This is a genomic window from Flavobacterium sp. (genome assembly GCF_030146175.1).
In the GTDB taxonomy this organism is placed as follows: domain Bacteria; phylum Bacteroidota; class Bacteroidia; order Flavobacteriales; family Flavobacteriaceae; genus Flavobacterium.
Map to the genome: position 1 here is coordinate 1 of NZ_JASLCE010000044.1, position 18,771 is coordinate 18,771.

The window sequence follows — 18,771 nt, forward strand, 5'->3', positions numbered from 1 at the left end:
TGTCTACGCAAACACAACCAATACATCCTGCATTACCACCACCTCCGGAAGCACCGAATAAGTGTCCAATATCGTATGCGGCATTCCCAAGAACACTGGTTAAGTTGTTTTGTAATTCGGCATTCCAGGCACCATTGGCACCAGCAGCTGCGTCAGAATAAGGATCTGTTGCGGCATTGGTGTAAATTACCAATGAGTTGTTGGCAATGATGTTTAAGTGAATGGCAAGGTCTTTTTCAAATACACCGTTTACACGCGCCATTGTTGCGTTCATAGCGGCTAAAGCTCCGGCAACTGTACCACCGTGGAAAGTAGTGTATTCTCCTGTACAGGATAATGCCAAACGCATCGTTTTTAACTGTCCCGTGTTGGAAAGTTGTTGCGATGGGTTGATTTTATGTAATAATTCATCGTTTAATGCTTCTTCGTGCGGTGTAGAACAGTTAAAAGGAAGTTTTCCTTTTTCTCTTGCCGAAGTATAGAAAGCATAGGTTTTGCCATCTGCTGAATAAGGCTCCATGAATTCCGCTTTTTTACCAGCTCTGAATACCATAGTCTGAATACCTTCCGGAGCGATACTTATACGCAATTGTGCATATTGATCATCAATTCCGATTCCGATATAAGAACGAATATCCGGGAATTGTAATTGCAATTCCGGAGCAAAGTTAGAAGCTTCGTAAATTCTGAATTTCTCTATTTTTCCGTCTGCATTAGGGATGGAAATAATAACATCCGAATTGTTGGAAAAACGACTTGGAGCTTTGGAAAGTTCTGCTTTTAAGCTACTGAAGTCTAAATTATAAAGAGAATAGTTAGTAGGGAAAGATTCTCTCTGTGCTTTTTTTGAAATAACTACTCTTTCTTGTTTTGCAGGGGTCCATAATCGGCCATTTTGGGAATAGCCAACGGACATAGCAAATACTGATGCGAAAGACAAAAGTATTTTTCTTTTCATCTGAGGGATTTTAGGTTGTTAAACAGTTAAGTTTTGTAAAAGTACACCATTTATATAAAAAAAAAAGATTTTTCCTTTTTTTAACAAAAAACAGCACACTAAAAGCATTGATACTGTATATTATAGTCAAATTTATCAATAGTAAGTAAAGACTTTTTGATGTTTTAAAATGTAAAATAAAAATCTGTAATGTTAAAATAAAACATTATTAAATGATTTTTATGTGATTTAATTGTTTTTAGTGTGTCTTTTTGTGTGATTTGAGGTGTTTTGTGCGAAAAAAAATACTTAAATTCTTGGGTTAAATAATTCTTATCAGAATATTATATAAAAACTACAGTATTACAATGTTAGGATGATGCTTATTCCGAAGTTAATCCAAATTTACCGGCTTTAAACAAACAGAACCGGACGCTGCCAGATAACAATTGGTAGCGGTTTACTTTTTTCGATGATTATAAAGATGGTTTAGTTGCGACTATGGTGATAGATAGTATCGTATGATAATACCTGCAGGGACAATTGCTGCCTAAGGTGGACAATTTGATAAGCAAAGAACAAACAATTTTATACGACTCCATGCACTGTCGGTTAGTTCAGACCCGGCAAAAGAAATTTTAAATGGCGTTGTGCCGGAAGGAGTTGATTTTACCGATAGCGGTGTAGTTTATAGTCATCTTGGTCAAGCTGTAGTACGACGAAATACTGAGAGTTACTGCGGCTCTGGCGATTAATATTGATGATTTAGATAACGGAGTGTTTTTTATAATACTTGGTAAAATAGTGGTTTTAAAATGATCAAATTTATTAAAGGCTAAATGGAAATAGATTGTTTTTGATAGAAGAGCTGTGTGGGTTTACATACAGCTTTTTTTGTGGAATAGGATTGTTTGAAGTTGATTATGAAAGTTCAATATATCAAAATAAGTTTGTTATTTGTTATATTTGAAACAATAAGTATATGGTTTTAAAACAAAAAAATGTGAAGAGGATAGTCGGAAAACTATTTTTTTGGATTTTACTGTTTCTGATTTTCGAGGGTAAGGCTCAGGAAATAAAACAGCAGAACCAAAAAGAATATACGAGATGTTATACTGTGGAAAATGAATTTTTTTTGCAGGAAGAAGAAACCGGAAGAGCAACCATCAACGAATTTGAAACTTGGTTGGCTCCATTGGTAGAACAAGTCAAAGCGGGAGGTGGAGATGGACAAAATAGCAGAATGAGTAGTGTAATCAGGATACCGGTAGTGGTTCATGTAATTCATAACGGACAAGAGGTTGGGGTAGGTTCCAATATTGCAGACGAACAGGTGTTGTCGCAAATTGAAGTACTCAATCAGGATTTTAGAAAGAAAGTCAATACACCCGGATATAATGAGAATCCGGTTGGCGTAGATACCGAAATTGAATTCTGTCTGGCGCAACGAACACCAGATGGTAATCCGACTAATGGAATCGACAGGGTAAATACAGGTGTGTCCGGCTATACATCGCGACAACAAGTAGAGAATGTGTTAAAGCCAGCTACAGTATGGGACTCGGAACGCTATCTTAATATTTGGGTGATCAATATTGAAGGAACCGGAGAATGGTCGAAACGGTTGGGGTATGCCCAACCTCCTTCAGCTTCGGGATTAACCGGACTTAGAGGTCCAAATGGAATGACATATAGTGATGGTGTTGTAATAAAATATAAGGCATTTGGTTCCAGAAGTATTTATCCGGATGGAACATACCAATTGTTATACGATCATGGCCGAACAGCCACCCATGAAATTGGACATTGGTTGGGATTGCGTCATATATGGGGAGATGGCGGTTGCGATGTCGATGATTTTTGCGCCGATACGCCCTTGGCAGCAAGACCTAACGAATTGTATTGTAAAGATCAGGGAGTAGATTCCTGTCCGGATTCGCCTGGTCGTGATATGGTCGAAAATTATATGGACTATACAAGAGATATTTGCATGAATGTATTTACCCGGGATCAAAAATATAGAATGCAGGCTGTTTTGTACCATGCACCCCGGCGTTCGGCATTGCGCTTTTCAAATGCCTGCGTGCCCTTACATCTTCATACAGAAGCAGCCATTAGCATGAAGGAGTTGGCGATGCTAAAATGTGAAAATACCGTTGTGCCTTCTGTCGTTTTGAAAAATAATGGAAGTGAAACAATCACAAGTGCAAGCATAGCCTTTGGAATAGACGAAACAGACGAACAGCGTTATAACTGGACCGGAACATTAGGTAGTAATGCTTCCGTTGCCATAAATCTTCCGGAACAAAATAGCACTCCGGGAGTACATACGTTTTATGCGAGTCTGAAAACGGTAAATGACAAAACAGATGAGTATAGCGGAAATAATGATATAGGGAAAACGTTTGCAACCAGTTATACTGCCGATGAACTGATATTTACACTCCAAACAGATTATTTTGGAGCGGATACAACCTGGGCATTGACCGATAGTGCTGGAACCGTATTGTATTCGGGTGGACCTTACAGGAATACGCCTAGATGGATTGGCTATAAACCAAATCCACTTGATCCTCCAATTGTAGAAAACTGGAAACTACAGGAAAGTGGTTGTTATACCTTTAGGATATATGATCTCGGTGATGACGGAATTAACAACAGAACAGACGGGGCGGGTTATTATAGTATAGAAACGGCAAATCATATCCCTATAGTAAAAGGGGGCGTTTTTGAAACGGAAGACGAACATAGTTTTAAAATCGATAAGTTGAATGCTGGGCTCGATGATTCCGATGAAGCAGGAACAATTAGTCTTTACCCGAATCCATCGAACGAAAAAATAACAATTTCACTTCCTGCTGCAATCGGATTGCCGGAGTACATGTGCTTGTTTAATAGCTTGGGACAGGAATTGTTGCGGATTGTCGTTCGAACGGATAGGGACTTAACGATGGATGTTTCCGGATTGAGTACCGGTATTTATTTTGTTGAACTGAATAAATCAGGGCGCTTAAAAATGATGAAGTTTGTCAAAAAATAAAAGAAATAGCCTAATTATTGAATCAAAGAGGATTGTTTTATTGCAATCCTCTTTTTTTATATAAATGGGAACACGTAAATTTGCCAATCAAAATCAATCCATTGAAAGTATTTTCATCAATTCAGGAATTTAAAACAAATACCAGAACCGTAGTAACGCTGGGAACGTTTGATGGTGTTCATTTGGGACACAGAAGTATATTGGAAAAAGTAATGGCCAGTAGTAAAAAAATGCAGGCCGAAAGCCTTTTGCTAACCTTTTTTCCACATCCGAGGATGGTATTGCAACAGGATTCGGATATCAAATTACTGAATACAATCGATGAAAAAATCATTTTACTACGCGAATTCGGAATCGAAAATCTGATTATTCATCCATTTGATCAGTCTTTCTCAAGATTGACGGCGGAAGAGTTTGTAAAAAACATACTCGTGGATCAGTTTAATATCTGTAAAATAATTATCGGATATGATCATCGATTCGGACGAAACAGAACAGCGACAATCGACGATCTGATTCGTTTTGGAAAAGAATACGGTTTTGAAGTAGAACAGATTTCGGCTCAGGAAATCGACGACGTGTCCATCAGTTCCACCAAAATACGAAATGCATTGGCCGAAGGAAATGTGGCGCTAGCCAATTCGTACCTCGGATACCATTACTTTTTTACCGGAACGGTGGTAAAAGGAAATCAATTGGGACGAACCATTAATTTTCCGACTGCCAATTTTAAAATTGAAGAAGACTACAAGCTGATTCCGCAAAATGGCGTCTATATCGTGTCGTCTATAATCAACGGTCAGTTTGTGCCGGGCATGATGAATATCGGAGTGCGACCAACCGTAGACGGCGTGGCGTTAACCGTAGAAGTAAATTACCTGGATTTTGACGGTGATTTATACGGACAAAAACTGAGCGTTTCCATTTATGAAAAAATCAGGGACGAACAAAAATTCCCTTCCCTCGACGATCTGAAAAAGCAATTGGCGTTGGATAAGCAAACAGCCAAAAACTATTTTTTAGAAAGAGAAAACAAGTCACTTTAACGATTAATCTGCCAAATTAAAATAATCAGGCTTAAAATTTTGTAAATTTGATAAGTGCTTGAGGCTGAAACTATTCGTTTTTTAGCTTCGAAGACAAAATCCATGTCTCACTTTAAAATTTACGATTATGTTTAAGTCAAGAGAATTTAAAAACGGGATGGTTATTTTTATCGGAATTGCACTGTATTTCCTGATCATGGAACTACTAGGGTTAACCGATAAATTGTATTTGCGATTGTTTAATGCGGTAATTGTACTCTATGGTGCCAACAGAACCATCAAAGAAAACTTCAGAGATGGCAATACCGAATACCTGAACAATATGCTTTCAAGTTTTAAAACCTGTGTAATCGGTATCGTGGTCAGTGTGGTCGCGCTTATTGTTTATGTGCATATACGAGGCGGCGAACCGTATCTGGCGCGTCTTTCGGATGGCTTCCTGTTTGTAGGTGGAAAACCAAAAGTAAACGAATATTGTATCGGACTACTATTTGAAGGAATTGCATCCTCTGTAGTAGGTTGTATCTTATTAATGCAATATTGGCATGGTAAAGTCCTAAAACCAAGACCGCATCATCACTGATCGGTGAATTTTTTCAATTCGAAAGTGGCTCCGTCAAAAATACCGTAGGTAAAATAATGAATCCAGTCACCAAGGTTGAAATATTTAGCCGTCTCGGAAAGCGTAATTTCGAGCGGTAAATGCCTGTGGCCAAAAACGAAATAGTCATATCGTTTCGATTGCAGTTTCATTTTGGAATACTGTACCAACCATTCGTTTTCTTCGCCCAGGTATTTTACATCTTCGGCGCCCGAAATCAGTTTGTTTTTTACCGAAAGGTATTGCGCCAGACGTACGCCCAAATCCGGATGTAACCAACGGAATAACCATTTCGAAAACGGATTGGTAAAGACTTTTTTCATCCTTTTGTAGCCTTTGTCGCCAGGACCTAAGCCATCGCCGTGACCAATCAGGAATAACTTGTTATTAAAAGTGAATTCCTGTGGCGTATGATATACCGGAATATTTAATTCCCGTTCAAAATAATCGTACATCCACAAGTCGTGGTTGCCCACAAAAAAATAAATCTGAATACCGCTATCGCGCAATTCGGCCAGTTTACCCAAAACCCGGATAAAGCCTTTTGGAACGACTGTTTTGTACTCAAACCAGAAATCAAAAAGATCGCCAAGTAGGAAAAGTACTTCAGCATCTTTTTTGATCATATCCAGCCAGGCTACGAATTTCTGTTCCCGTGGAAAACTTTTTTCCGCAGTTGGCGCACCAAAATGCTGGTCGGAGGCAAAATATATTTTTTTGTTTAACGGAATGTTCATAAGCCTACAGATTATCCGATTGATACCATTCTGCAAATGAGGTTTCCGTTTCCTGTAATCGTAGGGAATGCAATTGAATGCCTTTTGGAAGTCGGTTTTTGATTTTTGCAGCAAAATCGATAACCATATTTTCGCTCGTTGGTTGATAATCGACCAAAATTACATGATGACCACGGTTTTTTAATTCGTTCGCCAGTTCAAGATGTGGCGTATTCTGGTTGAAAACCGTAGCATGATCAAAAACATCCACAATCTCTTCTTTTACGATATGCTTTAAATCGCCAAAATCGATGACCATACCAAACTTTACATTCGAATGGTCCGTTATCGGAGTGCCAATTACCGTTACCGATAACTTATAACTGTGTCCGTGTACGTTTTTGCATTTGCCGTCGTAGCCATATAGCGCATGACCGGTTTCAAAAGTAAATTGTTTGGTGATTCTGATGTTACTCATCCTGTAGAAATTAGATTGCAAATTTAGTAAATAAATTTAAGCGATCGAATTTCACTTTTGTCATATATTTGTTGCTACTTTATAACAGGGTATGAGCGATTTCCAATTGAATCCACTATACGAACAAATCATCGACGATTTGTTAAACCAACAATTCAGCATTGCTGACCATTTCTTTTCGGACGATGAGGTCGTTGCCTTACGCGAAAGTTTACTTTATAAATACGAAGAAGATCAGTTTAAAAAATCCGCTATCGGAAACCAAACCAACGAACAGGTTATGACAGCCGTTCGCGGGGATTTTATTTTCTGGCTGAATGAAGCCGAAAGTAATCCGGCCGAAAAAGCCTATTTCGATAAGATCAATGATTTTATAGAATACCTGAATCGAACGTGTTTTATGGGAATCCGCGACAAGGAGTTTCATTATGCCTATTACCCGGAAGGGACTTTTTATAAAAGACATCTGGATACGTTTCAGAATGACGACCGACGAAAATTGTCAATCGTATGCTATCTGAACGAACAGGACTGGCAACCGGAATATGGCGGCGAACTGGCGATTTATATCAATAAAGAGGATGGAGAAGTGACCGAAACGATTTACCCGGTAAAAGGGCGGATGGTTATTTTTGAAAGTCAGGTGCTGGAACACGAGGTAAAACCCGTAAAACAACCCCGGTTAAGTATTACCGGCTGGTTGCGAACCCGATAATTAAAAACACCTATATAGTACACCTGACAGGTTTTCGAAACCTGTCAGGTGTTTTTTTTAAGAGTTGCTTTTATTCCTTTTTTTCGCGCGGTAATACATCAGATAGGCAATACAGGCGAGTACTACAAACGGAACTAGAGAACCGATAAAAACGCCGATTTCATAATTTTTATCGGGTGCATTCTGAATTTTCTCTTCAATATTAACTTGTAGCAATAGGAATAAAGGTCTCATTTTATTTCTTTTTAAATTGATTTAGTGCGTTTACGGTAAAATCGGATAAAACCAGTTTTCCGGAAATCCCGGCACGTTCGTATAGTAAAGTATCCCAGTTTTCGGTTCCTTCCCATAAAACTTTTTTCATTTCGGATAAGGCCTCCGGATTATAGCTGGCCAACTTCGAAACAAACAGATCCAGTTCTTTGTCCAGATCGGAAACGTTTTCGAGTACTTTGGCATATAATCCTTTTTCCTGAGCCCAATAGGCATTTTTCCATTCATGTGCGGCTAACGTCATTTCAGCCAATGCGGCTTTTCCGATTTTACGGGAAACAGCCGGTTCGATTACAAAAGGCCCGATTCCGATCGCTAATTCCGAAAGTTTGATAGCGCTTTGTTCGGTAGCCAGTGCATAATCGCAGGCTGCGGCTAATCCAACACCGCCACCAACGGCTTTTCCGTGAATACGGCCGATGATTAGTTTGGAGCAGTTGCGCATCGCATTGATCACATTTGCAAAGCCTGAAAAGAATTTCGCACCGTCTTCTAGATTGGATACGGCAAGTAGTTCGTCAAACGAAGCACCGGCACAAAAAGCACCGTCGCCTTCACTTTTTAATACAATTACCGAAACCTCAGAATTGGTGCTTAGTCCATTCAATTCGTCGGTAAGGCGTTGTAATAATTCGCCGGGAAAAGAGTTGCTGGCCGGATGACCGAATTCCACAAAGGCGATTTTATTTTCAATTCGGGTATATAAAGAACCGTTTTGTCTGTCTGTTGTCATGCGTAAAAATAATTTGCCTTAAAAATACACTTTTTGCCACAAAGTATTGGTAGGTTCCCCGAAAAAGCTATATTTGTACCCGAATTCAAACGGGGATGTAGCTCAGATGGCTAGAGCGTTTGGCTGGCAGCCAAAAGGTCGTGGGTTCGAGCCCCATCTTCTCCACTTGAAAATAAAAACCTGTACTGAAAAGTGCAGGTTTTTTTGTTTGAAATCAATGCATAAAAAAAGCCGGAAGATTTTTCTTCCGACTCCGACTGCTCCAATAGAGACATTTTATCTTTTTAAAATTCAAAAAAAGTAACCTTATAATAATTGCTGTTATCGGATTCGATTAGCCAAACCCCTTTTTCGGATACATCACTATTAACGGATATTTCTTTTTTTGATGATTTATTTAATTCGATCAGGTAATCCTGAACTTTTTTGTTACTACCGTTAAAATACAACGTTGTAAAATCAAACTTTAATTTTTTGTATTCTTTTAATGTGAAAAAAGCTAAAACCTGAGTATTGCGAAGTTCTGTCTGCCACATTTTATCAACACTGAATGGAATTTTAGACGAATTTATCATATTTCCCGATGCTAAATCGATCTGGCTATAGTAATAGAATTTTCTGGAGAAGTGTTGGTAAAAGGTAAGACGCCCTTGATTGTTCACTATTGAAAAATCAAGATTGATTCGTGTTTTAGAAGTATCATGCGTTAGGTCGTCATCTGAAAATTCCTCCGTTTTTTGCCATAGCAGTTTTCCTTCGGCATCAAACTTAACAACATAATATCCGCCTACGTCAGTATTGTATAACCTTTTGTCTTTTTTTCCATACAATCCATAAATGTATAGCTCATTTGTGTCTTTATCTATGAGATAATTATTAATAGATAATTGATCAACAAATTTCAAGGCGTTTGATGATACATGAGCACTCACATCCATTTTGCCACCTCCATTATTCGAAAATATGAGTGGTTTTCCAATATTTACATTGTACGTTATGGTTTTAATGTTCTTTCCGTTAAGATCAAAAATAGCCCTGTGAAGGACAAAAGACTTAATGTCTTTATTGATATATTTAGTAGCGATCTCAAAAGAGTTTTTATGAAAGCGTGTTGTATAAGCAAGGTCATCTAAATCATAGTAGTCTTTTTTATTTACGTTATTAAAAAAAGAAGGTTTCTCTAATTTGATAACCTGCGTTTTCTTTAGCTTGTTGTCGTATTTATGCCAAAATAAATCATGCTTTTCAATATTGTCAACTATTTTGTTTTTTTCACTTCCCAAACCATAGGAAAAGTCTTTTGAAAAAAGAAAGAGTCTCTTGTCACCATCTACTGTAGCGATTACTTTATTTCCGTCGTAAATTTTAGTGTCAGTCTGCCAACCTACAGTGTTAAATCCATCACCGGAATAGATGTTGTCGTCAAATGGTGACGGTATAAAACGTAAGAATTTCTCATCTTTAACCAATTCCATTGGTTCGGGATTGTCAAGGCTATATAGTTCTACTTTGTTAATTCCTCGGATAGTACCATACGATTTTCCTTTTTTGAGGAGCAACTTGTTTTGTTTGGATAAGACTTCAAAGTCCATCGGGTTGTTGTCTTTTTCTATTTTTTCATTGATAATAGTGGTTTGCGCCGATGAAAGAAGAGATGAAAGTAAAGCAATGCTAAAAAATAGTCTTCGCATAAATTTTTATTTTTTTAAATCGGCGGCAAAAATAGAATAATTTATAATGTAAAATGCCTTTCAATCCCAGTGAACACGTACAAAAGGATAATTTATAATGTTTCTTTTTAGTGTCTGTTTTATGGCTTTGAAAGTCAAAATGATAATCGATTTAGTCTGATGTTTGATGTAAAAACAGTACTATGAGTAATCGAAGTTTTTTGTTTTTATTCGGTCTGAATTTTAAAAATAAGCCCGTAATTGGATATTTCCGGTATGAATCGTTTGACTCGTTTCGCTTTTACGTCCCTGGTAGTTCAGATTAACGTCCAGGTATTGTGTCAGGTTTTTTTGTAAAAGCAGTCGCCAGGTTAGGTTTTCACCGGCCTGTAATCCTTCCAGCATCTGATAGGCCACCGGTGATAGTTCGTTTCCGGTAAATTTATTCTGGTAGTACGACAACTCTCCGTTTATCGTAAAACGTTTGTCGGAGGCATAGCTAAACGACGTTCCAATCCGTTGTTGGTTAAGCGTTTCAAAATCGGATATTTTGTTCTCTTTTAACTGGTATTCGTAGAAAACATCCCAACTGGCGTTTTTGGAAAATAAATACGATACTTTGGGTGCCAGTTGATAGCCTTTTAATTCGAAGTTCCGACTCGCATAGTTTTCGGAATACGTATTGGATTGAATGGTTTTTCCGTTAAATCCAAACAACCAGATTTTCTGAACCAAATGCGCATACTGGATTTGATGGGACGAATTGGTGTTTTCCTGCGATCCTACCGATAGTAAGTTTTTCGAACGGTTGGTTAAAAAAGTATAGGTCACGGAATGATCCTGCTTTCCGCGGTTGTAAAACAAACTGTTTCGGAAACTGGAATTCAGTCCGAGTAGGTCGTCGTCTTTTCCAAAAAATGGATTCAGGTCGAAGTTGTCGCTTTTGCGGATAATTTTTCGATCGATGATAAAAGACGTCTGGTTATAAAAATAAGATAATAATTTTCGAAACCCGGTTTCGTTTTGCCATTGGTTCGGATTTAAAGTTACCGATTGCGAAAATTTGTTCTGATGGGTTTTGATAAAAATCTGGTTCGGTAAAAACACGCGGACATATTTTGCCTGATCCGGGAATTGCGCAATCTCAAATTCTTCGAGTTCCTGAATGCCGTTTCCGTTATAATCGTTCCACATATAAATCCCTTGTCCGGCTTCGACCTGTAAGTAGGTAAATTCCTGCTGGGCAATGCGCCCGGAAGTCGTTTCGTAGGCGGTTGTAACCTGAATCAGCTGGTTAAAATAACGATCGTTATACAATAAACGGGAGTTTAAAGAAGGTTCGCTACCACGTGCCGGATCTTCGTATTTCAAGTTTCGATAATTGACAAATAGCGATAAATCACTTTTTTCGGTTTGTAGCAAACGCGATTTCAAATAATAAGAACGGGACGTATTGACTTTGGTCAGCAGACCGTTTTGTAAACTGTCGTTTGTACGTTGTAAATACCCGAATTCCATATAAACTTTTGTACTGTCACCACGACCTACAAAAGCGCCAAATTCTTTAAACCGCTGACTTAAGGCGGTGAATTGGTTGGTTTCTTTTATTTTTTCTTCGTTGTTTTCCATACGTACGCTACCACCAACCCAGTTTTTGCCAATATGATATTTTGCCTGAGTGTTGCTTCGGATAAATTTAGAAGTGGAATACGTACTACTACTATTTAGGAAGCTGTTATTGTTGCGAATCGACCATTTGTCCAGTTGAAACTGACCTTCGACTACATGTCGTGTTCCGGAAAAGCTTTCGGAAAAATCGAGTTTCTCCAATTGATAGCGCGCAAAACCGTTATTGCGGGAATGGGTTGTTTGTGGTAAACGGAAATTTAATCCCGAAACCAATAAGCTTTGATCACCAAGCGGATTCGTCAGGTTCCAGTCGCGGTCAAATTCGATACTAAAAAGACGTTCGATGGTTTTGAATTTCTGTTGTACAAACTGATAATTCGCAAAACCGTCTATTTCCCAACGTTTGGACCATAGTCGTTGTTTAACGTTAAAACGTCCGGCCAATCCCTGGTTGTCCTGATCATCGATCGTCGAAAATAAGTTTTTGTCGTTATTGCTCAAACCAATTTCAAAGTCAACGAGTGTTTTTTCACTGGGATTAAATTTTCCGAGGAAGGTTGCAATCTGAATACTCGTTGGTGCAACCAGCCGCACAATCGGTTCGTAGTTTCCTTGTGGAGCACCGTTTAACGGAGTGATATATTCATAAATACGTCCAACGGCTTGGTTGTTGGCCAGAATATAATTTCCCTGATTATTGCCAACCAAGGTAAAGCGTACATTGTACAATTCGTCCTGTGGATTGTTGGAATAGACATAGGTGGTCACGCCGTCAACGATGACTTTTTTATACAGAATTTTGTTTTCGGAATAGCTATCCGGATAGGCCGAAGGCGCGTTCATCAGGTTGGGATCGTTCCCGGCTTCGCTCAAAATCTGAATTTGTTCGGCCGAAAGGTTTTGTTGTAACGGCTGACTTTTAATATCGCTTTCGGAATACAAAAATCCACCTACGCTCCAGGTGTCGCGTTCGTGGGTTACGCCGCCATAAGCTACATATCGGGTGTAATTTCGATCGGTATATTGGTATTCGATGTTGATCCGCATTTCGGAAGTGATCGGAAATAACGACGTAAAACGGATCTCACCGGCATTATAGTCAATGATATAATCGTTGCTTTCGCCGCGTTTCAATAGGATTCCGTTTACATAAACGCGTTCGGATCCGGAGATCACCAATACGTATAATTCGCCATTCGGGCCTTTTAATTTATAGGGTCCCTGATTGCCTTCCTGTCCCACAAAGGTACTGCGGGTATATTGTCCGCGAACCAACGCTCCGGCGGCAAAAACATCGGTTTTGCCACCCGTGTCGCCAAAGGTAAAATGGGTGGAGAGTCCCTGTACTTTTTTGTTGAAATTCAGAAAACGGGATTGTCGGTTTTCTAAAAATAAGTCACCGGCACGGACATTCCATTTGTCGGAGAACAATTCGATAAAAATCTGATCGAATTCGTCCAGTTTCTGCGAATAACCGCCTTCCTGTAACGGAATATTGCTATCCTGAATCGACGCGCGAAGGCTTACTTTATCGGAAATCTTTCCGGTGATTTGTAAGTCAAGATTGGAATTTAAAACCGTGTTCTGATTGTTTCCGATCGTGATACCACGGGTGATGCTTCCGGAAGTGTTTAATCCGTCAAACGGTTTAAAGTTGTTAACCGGTTCCCTTTTGATGGTATATAATTGTTGACCGTTTCCGTTGCTCACCACGCGCGACGGATCGTAAATCGTATATTTTTTGGTAAGGTATTCCGGGAATTTTAAATAACGGACGGTTAGTGTGTCGTTACTTTGGAAATTATTTTTGAAATGCAATTTGCCTTTCTGGAAATCGACGGCATAATAGGTCGTGTCAATTTCATTTCCGGCCTTATCCAATACTTTAAAAAAAGCTTTGTTGATGCTAACGTTGTCAATCGCAATGGTGTCTTGGGTTACCTGGATTTTTTTGGATTTATAGGGCGTTTCAATTTCCTGGGCATAAAGGCCGGAAATACAAAACAATACCAGAATCAAAATCCATTTTTTCAGCATACAGATATAACTCCAAAATGCCAAAAGTAGTGTAATTTCAATAGAAATTTTAAAAAGCGGGAAGTGTAAGCGGAAAAAACCGGTAAAAAGAACCCTTCTTTGACTGTTCCTTTTACCGATTTGCGGTTTTATTTATTCTTTGGTGATGATTTGCATCGTCTCACGGCTCATTTGTTTTACCAGTACCGTTTTGTCTTTTTCGACCATTTGTACCGCTTTGTCTGTGAAATGACGAATCGTATACAAGGAGACATTTTCGTTATAGGTCACTTTGAATTTTTTAGAGAGTGCCGCTTTTAGTTCGTTGAAATGATTAAACTTGTCTTCAATGCAAACGGAAAAACTAATCGCCGTATTCTGGATCAGGCTCACTTTTATTTTGTACTGGTGGAATAATCCGAAAATTGCACTGATGTTTTCTTCCATGATAAACGAAAAATCAATTGACGATAGGGAAATCAACATCTGGTTTTTCTTAACGATAAAGCAGGAAGTCTGTGGTTCCAGATCGGCTCCTTTGGAAACACTGGTTCCCGGTAATAATGGGTTGACAAACGATTTTACATATAACGGAATTTCCTTTTTCTGTAGCGGTTGTAAGGTTTTCGGGTGAATTACCGAAGCACCGTAAAATGCCAATTCGATCGCCTCGCGATAGGAAATCTGATTTAACAGGACTGCGTTTTCAAAATACCGCGGATCGGCATTTAAAACACCCGGTACATCTTTCCAGATGGTCACGCTTTCGGCATTCAGACAATACGCAAAAATAGCCGCCGTATAATCGGAACCTTCCCGTCCTAAAGTAGTTGTAAAGTTGTTTTCGTCCGATCCTAAAAATCCCTGAGTGATGTTCAGGACATTCTTTTTGATGTTTTTGGAAATGGTTTTCTGTGTTAATTCCCAGTCGACAATCGCATCACGATACGTATTATCTGTTTTGATCAAATTACGAACATCCACCCATTGGTTTCGGATACCGCTATGATTAAAGTAATAACTCAGAATCGTAGTTGATACAATTTCGCCATAACCTACAATCTGATCGTATACAAAGTTGTAGTTGGGCGATTTGTTGATGTCCAGAAAATGCTCCATATCGGTAAAATGCCGGTTTACGGCTGCAAATACCTCGTGCTTTTCGTCTTCAAACAAATCCAGTAAAATCTGATTGTGGTATTTCTTGACTTCCTGAATGGAAGCCTTAAGCTCCGCCGATTTATCAAAATAGTTCTTTATAACCACTTCCAAAGCATTTGTGGTTTTTCCCATTGCCGAAACAACCAGAAGAACATCGTCAAAACCTACTTGCTGCAAAACGTCGTATACGTTTTTAATACTATCGGCATCTTTTACAGAGGCGCCACCAAATTTGAATACTCTCATTGTTTAAAAATTAGACCTATATAATAGTATGATTACACTCGCTTTAACGCGGTTGTAAGCTGTTTGTAAAATTGCTAATACCGGCTTCGTCCATTTGTACGACATACCAGTCTTTTAAAACTTTTGCACCCGATTTTTCGTAAAAGTCAATCGCATTTTGGTTCCAATCCAGTACAGCCCATTCGATACGACGAACATTGTCTTTTTCACCTTGTTTGATTACTTCGGCATATAAAGCATGTCCCAATCCGGTACCGCGCATTTTTTCGCTTACAATCAAATCTTCCAGATGAATCGTTTTGCCTTTCCAGGTCGAATAACGATAATAGAATAAAGCCATACCGACAATCTCATGGTCGACTTCGGCGATAAAGGTTTTAAAAAGCGGGTTTTCACCAAAACCGTCGCGCACCAGTTCCTCAGCGGTAACCACTACAGCATCGGGTTCTCTTTCAAATAGCGCCAATTCGCGGATCAGTCCGAGTACGGCTGGCATATCTTCTTTTTGTCCTTTTCGGATGTTCATTTTACGGAAATTAAGTGTTTTATTATTGCCGGAATAAAATCTATTGGCATTGCACAAAAATAGCGATATTTGTACTCGAAAACACAACAACAACTCTAATAAATAATGAAAGATCGCAATATAACGTTAGGTGAGTTTATCATTGAAAAACAGGAAGAATTCAAGTACTCATCCGGGGAATTGTCCCGAATTATCAATTCCATCCGTCTGGCGGCAAAAGTGGTGAGCCACAAAGTAAATAAAGCCGGATTGGTCGATATCGTAGGAGCGGCCGGCGAACAAAATATTCAGGGTGAAGATCAGCAAAAGCTGGATGTATATGCCAATGAGGTTTTTATTCAAACGTTGATCAATCGTGAGATTGTTTGCGGAATTGCGTCCGAAGAAAACGACGATTTTATTACCGTTCAGGGAAAAGATGCCAGTCACAATAACAAATATGTAGTGTTAATGGATCCGTTGGACGGCTCGTCCAATATTGATGTAAACGTATCGGTGGGAACGATTTTCTCGGTTTATCGTAGAATTACGCCGATGGGAACACCGGTAACACTGGAAGATTTTCTGCAACCGGGCGTAAATCAGGTAGCTGCAGGCTATGTAATTTATGGTACGTCGACCATGTTGGTGTATACGACCGGTCACGGGGTAAACGGTTTTACGTTAAACCCGGCTATCGGTACATTCTATCTGTCGCATCCGAATATGAAATATGCACCGGACGGAAAAATCTATTCGATTAACGAAGGAAATTATATTCATTTCCCACAAGGGGTTAAGGATTATATCAAATATTGTCAGTTGGAAGAAGGCGATCGTCCGTATACGTCCCGTTATATCGGAAGTTTGGTGTCCGATTTCCATAGAAACATGATCAAAGGCGGAGTTTATATTTATCCGACCAGTTCCAAAGCACCAAAAGGAAAACTACGTTTGTTATACGAATGTAATCCGATGGCTTTTATCGCTGAACAGGCCGGAGGAAAAGCGTCCGATGGTTTTGATCGTATCCTGGAAATTAAGCCGACCGAATTGCACCAACGCGTACCGTTTTTCTGCGGAAGCCGAAACATGGTGCAAAAAGCAGAGGAATTTATGGCTAATGCCGCTCAATAATAGAAAGACCTGTCAGGTTTTACAAAATCTGACAGGTCTATAAAGCAAAAAAGTCCTGAGAATTCAGGACTTTTTTTATTCGGTATAACCGGATTATTTGTTCATGTTTTGCATTTCGTAAATAAACGTATCCAGATCTACATTTAAAACCAATAACGAAAACGCTTTGTCTACAATATAAGAAGCGTTACTTGGTGTAAAGCCTAACGCTAGTACAAAACGGATTAGGATTTCTTTTTGTTTTGGCCCTAGAATATGATCCGCATAAACCATACGGGATAAATCATACAAACGCTCTAAACGTTGTGTGTATAAATAAGGAGGATTAACCGGATATTTTAAAGGATTCTCCAGGATTTCTTCATATTCCTCTTTTGAAATCTCCAACTGAATGGCCAACTTATCTAAGAAGTTTCTTTCCTCCTGAGTCAGGTCGCCGTCTGCAATGGCAACGCGTACGATAGCCGAAAAATGACCCTTGTTTCGGGACTTGAATTCGCTATCAAATAAATCTGAAAATGACATAACTTTTACAATTAAATGGTGTTGTGCAGGTACAAATATACTTTATTTCCCATCCTGTTAAAACAAAATGGTAGCTTTTGTTGACGGAGTATATAAATATCAAAAATAATTGTAAGTTTGGATTCCCAAGTCAATTTAAAAGAAATACTATGTCAGAATTTTGGATATACTTTAATATCGGTTTGCGTCATGTGCTCGATATCAATGCTTATGATCATGTTTTGTTCCTGATCGCTTTGGTGGTTCCCTATGCGTTTAAAGACTGGAAACGGGTGTTGTTACTCGTAACGCTTTTTACTCTGGGACACACTTTGTCACTCATGCTTTCGGTTTATGGAATCGTATATATCAAAGCCAATCTGGTCGAATTTCTAATTCCGATTACCATTTTGGTTACGGCATTGTTTCATTTATTTACCGCTGGAAAGTCATCCAAAAACGAAAGTGTCAGTTTTGTGGCTTTCGTGACGCTTTTCTTCGGAATTATTCATGGATTGGGCTTTTCCAATTACTTTAAAACCATATTGCCGGGCGCCGCATCCGATAAATTACTGCCGTTGCTCGAATTTGCACTCGGTATCGAAACAGCCCAAATTATTGTAGTACTGGTAGTATTAATCCTTTCCTATATTATCCAGACTTTTTTCCGCTTTTCCAAACGCGACTGGACACTGGTTATGTCGGCTTTTGTGATCGGTGTGGTATTGCCAATGATCATTAGTAGCGAAATTTGGAACCGCTAAAAAAAATGCTTATCTTTTCAGTATCAGTAGCGAAACGTTTGCGTATTTTTGTATTCCGTATTCCTGCTGTCCGCTATATCGTGTTGGTGTAACAAGGATGTCGCTTCCATCAGGGCTATAGGGATAGGCCATTACCTTTTGTGGTGGTTTACAAGTAACTAATACATTTAATGAAAGAACAAAAACGGAATAAGTACGATAAGGCCTATCTGAGAATTGCAAAAGAATGGAGCTTGTTATCGTATTGTCAAAGAAAACAGGTTGGTGCAATCATTGTAAAAGACCGTATGATTATTTCCGACGGTTATAATGGAACACCATCCGGATTTGAGAACTGCTGCGAAGACGACGAAGGATACACCAAATGGTATGTGTTGCACGCCGAGGCGAATGCAATCTCTAAAGTGGCACGATCAACACAATCCTGTGAAGGCGCAACCTTATATATTACCTTATCGCCTTGTAAGGATTGTAGTAAACTGATTCATCAGTCCGGTATTAAACGGGTTGTTTATTATCAGGGATATAAAGATGAAGAAGGACTTGATTTTTTAAGAAAAGCAGGTGTAGAGGTAGAGCATATTGCTGATTTGGATTGAT

Annotated in this window: 17 protein-coding genes and 1 tRNA gene; 8 read left to right on the plus strand and 10 right to left on the minus strand. The window is 39.0% G+C overall.

Annotation, left to right across the window (positions count from 1 at the left end; translation table 11 throughout):
• Positions 1–958 (minus strand): reprolysin-like metallopeptidase (locus Q1R07_RS05345; protein ID WP_300486853.1); only part of this gene is annotated, 958 nt, incomplete at its 3' end.
• Positions 959–1,940: 982 nt separating this feature from the next.
• Between Q1R07_RS05345 and Q1R07_RS05350 the strand changes: the two genes are divergently transcribed.
• The 3 genes from Q1R07_RS05350 to Q1R07_RS05360 all read left to right on the plus strand — a co-directional run bounded on the left by Q1R07_RS05350 (position 1,941) and on the right by Q1R07_RS05360 (position 5,606).
• Positions 1,941–3,977 carry a M43 family zinc metalloprotease gene (locus Q1R07_RS05350; RefSeq protein WP_300486856.1) on the plus strand — a complete coding sequence of 679 codons (2,037 nt, stop codon included), beginning with the start codon at positions 1,941–1,943 and terminating at the stop codon, positions 3,975–3,977.
• Positions 3,978–4,078: 101 nt separating this feature from the next.
• Positions 4,079–5,023, plus strand: coding sequence for a bifunctional riboflavin kinase/FAD synthetase (locus Q1R07_RS05355; RefSeq protein WP_300486859.1), 945 nt, complete (start codon positions 4,079–4,081; stop codon positions 5,021–5,023).
• Positions 5,024–5,150: 127 nt separating this feature from the next.
• Entirely contained in the window at positions 5,151–5,606 is a 456-nt protein-coding gene (locus tag Q1R07_RS05360) for a hypothetical protein (RefSeq protein WP_300486862.1), read from the plus strand.
• Here Q1R07_RS05360 and Q1R07_RS05365 read toward each other — a convergent pair.
• Together Q1R07_RS05365 and Q1R07_RS05370 are read right to left on the minus strand one after the other, a co-directional pair.
• Positions 5,600–6,361: a UDP-2,3-diacylglucosamine diphosphatase gene (locus Q1R07_RS05365; protein ID WP_300486865.1), complete on the minus strand. Its 762-nt coding sequence runs from the start codon at positions 6,359–6,361 to the stop codon at positions 5,600–5,602. The two genes, Q1R07_RS05360 and Q1R07_RS05365, sit on opposite strands and share 7 nt — an antisense overlap.
• Positions 6,362–6,365: 4 nt before the next feature.
• Positions 6,366–6,818: a 6-carboxytetrahydropterin synthase gene (locus Q1R07_RS05370; RefSeq protein ID WP_300486867.1), complete on the minus strand. Its 453-nt coding sequence runs from the start codon at positions 6,816–6,818 to the stop codon at positions 6,366–6,368.
• 91 nt (positions 6,819–6,909) lie between these two features.
• On the opposite strand from Q1R07_RS05370, the gene Q1R07_RS05375 reads away from it, so the two are divergent.
• A complete protein-coding gene (locus Q1R07_RS05375) occupies positions 6,910–7,533 on the plus strand; it encodes a 2OG-Fe(II) oxygenase (protein ID WP_300486870.1) in 624 nt (207 codons plus the stop codon).
• A gap of 57 nt (positions 7,534–7,590) precedes the next feature.
• Here the strand turns inward: Q1R07_RS05375 and Q1R07_RS05380 are convergent, their stop codons facing one another.
• Together Q1R07_RS05380 and Q1R07_RS05385 are read right to left on the minus strand one after the other, a co-directional pair.
• On the minus strand, positions 7,591–7,767 hold the full coding sequence (locus Q1R07_RS05380; protein ID WP_300486872.1) for a hypothetical protein: 177 nt from the start codon (positions 7,765–7,767) through the stop codon (positions 7,591–7,593).
• Between the two features lies 1 nt (position 7,768).
• Positions 7,769–8,539, minus strand: a complete 771-nt coding sequence (locus tag Q1R07_RS05385; RefSeq protein ID WP_300486874.1) for an enoyl-CoA hydratase/isomerase family protein — start codon at positions 8,537–8,539, stop codon at positions 7,769–7,771.
• Positions 8,540–8,630: 91 nt separating this feature from the next.
• Here Q1R07_RS05385 and Q1R07_RS05390 point away from each other — a divergent pair.
• A tRNA-Ala gene (locus Q1R07_RS05390) sits at positions 8,631–8,704 on the plus strand.
• 119 nt (positions 8,705–8,823) lie between these two features.
• Here Q1R07_RS05390 and Q1R07_RS05395 read toward each other — a convergent pair.
• The 4 genes from Q1R07_RS05395 to Q1R07_RS05410 form a co-directional block, all read right to left on the minus strand.
• Positions 8,824–10,230: a hypothetical protein gene (locus Q1R07_RS05395; RefSeq protein ID WP_300486877.1), complete on the minus strand. Its 1,407-nt coding sequence runs from the start codon at positions 10,228–10,230 to the stop codon at positions 8,824–8,826.
• Positions 10,231–10,452: 222 nt separating this feature from the next.
• Positions 10,453–13,875: a hypothetical protein gene (locus Q1R07_RS05400; RefSeq protein ID WP_300486957.1), complete on the minus strand. Its 3,423-nt coding sequence runs from the start codon at positions 13,873–13,875 to the stop codon at positions 10,453–10,455.
• Positions 13,876–14,007: 132 nt separating this feature from the next.
• Entirely contained in the window at positions 14,008–15,261 is a 1,254-nt protein-coding gene (locus Q1R07_RS05405; protein WP_300486880.1) for an aspartate kinase, read from the minus strand.
• A gap of 43 nt (positions 15,262–15,304) precedes the next feature.
• Positions 15,305–15,787, minus strand: coding sequence for a GNAT family N-acetyltransferase (locus Q1R07_RS05410; RefSeq protein WP_300486883.1), 483 nt, complete (start codon positions 15,785–15,787; stop codon positions 15,305–15,307).
• 105 nt (positions 15,788–15,892) lie between these two features.
• On the opposite strand from Q1R07_RS05410, the gene fbp reads away from it, so the two are divergent.
• On the plus strand, positions 15,893–16,903 hold the full coding sequence (gene fbp, locus Q1R07_RS05415; RefSeq protein ID WP_300486886.1) for a class 1 fructose-bisphosphatase: 1,011 nt from the start codon (positions 15,893–15,895) through the stop codon (positions 16,901–16,903).
• A gap of 93 nt (positions 16,904–16,996) precedes the next feature.
• Here the strand turns inward: fbp and Q1R07_RS05420 are convergent, their stop codons facing one another.
• On the minus strand, positions 16,997–17,428 hold the full coding sequence (locus Q1R07_RS05420) for a TerB family tellurite resistance protein (protein ID WP_300486889.1): 432 nt from the start codon (positions 17,426–17,428) through the stop codon (positions 16,997–16,999).
• Between the two features lie 149 nt (positions 17,429–17,577).
• Here Q1R07_RS05420 and Q1R07_RS05425 point away from each other — a divergent pair, with 149 nt between their 5' ends.
• Positions 17,578–18,171, plus strand: a complete 594-nt coding sequence (locus tag Q1R07_RS05425) for a HupE/UreJ family protein (protein WP_136403753.1) — start codon at positions 17,578–17,580, stop codon at positions 18,169–18,171.
• Between the two features lie 170 nt (positions 18,172–18,341).
• A complete protein-coding gene (locus tag Q1R07_RS05430) occupies positions 18,342–18,770 on the plus strand; it encodes a dCMP deaminase family protein (protein ID WP_300486894.1) in 429 nt (142 codons plus the stop codon).
• The last annotated feature ends 1 nt before the right edge of the window (position 18,771 follow it).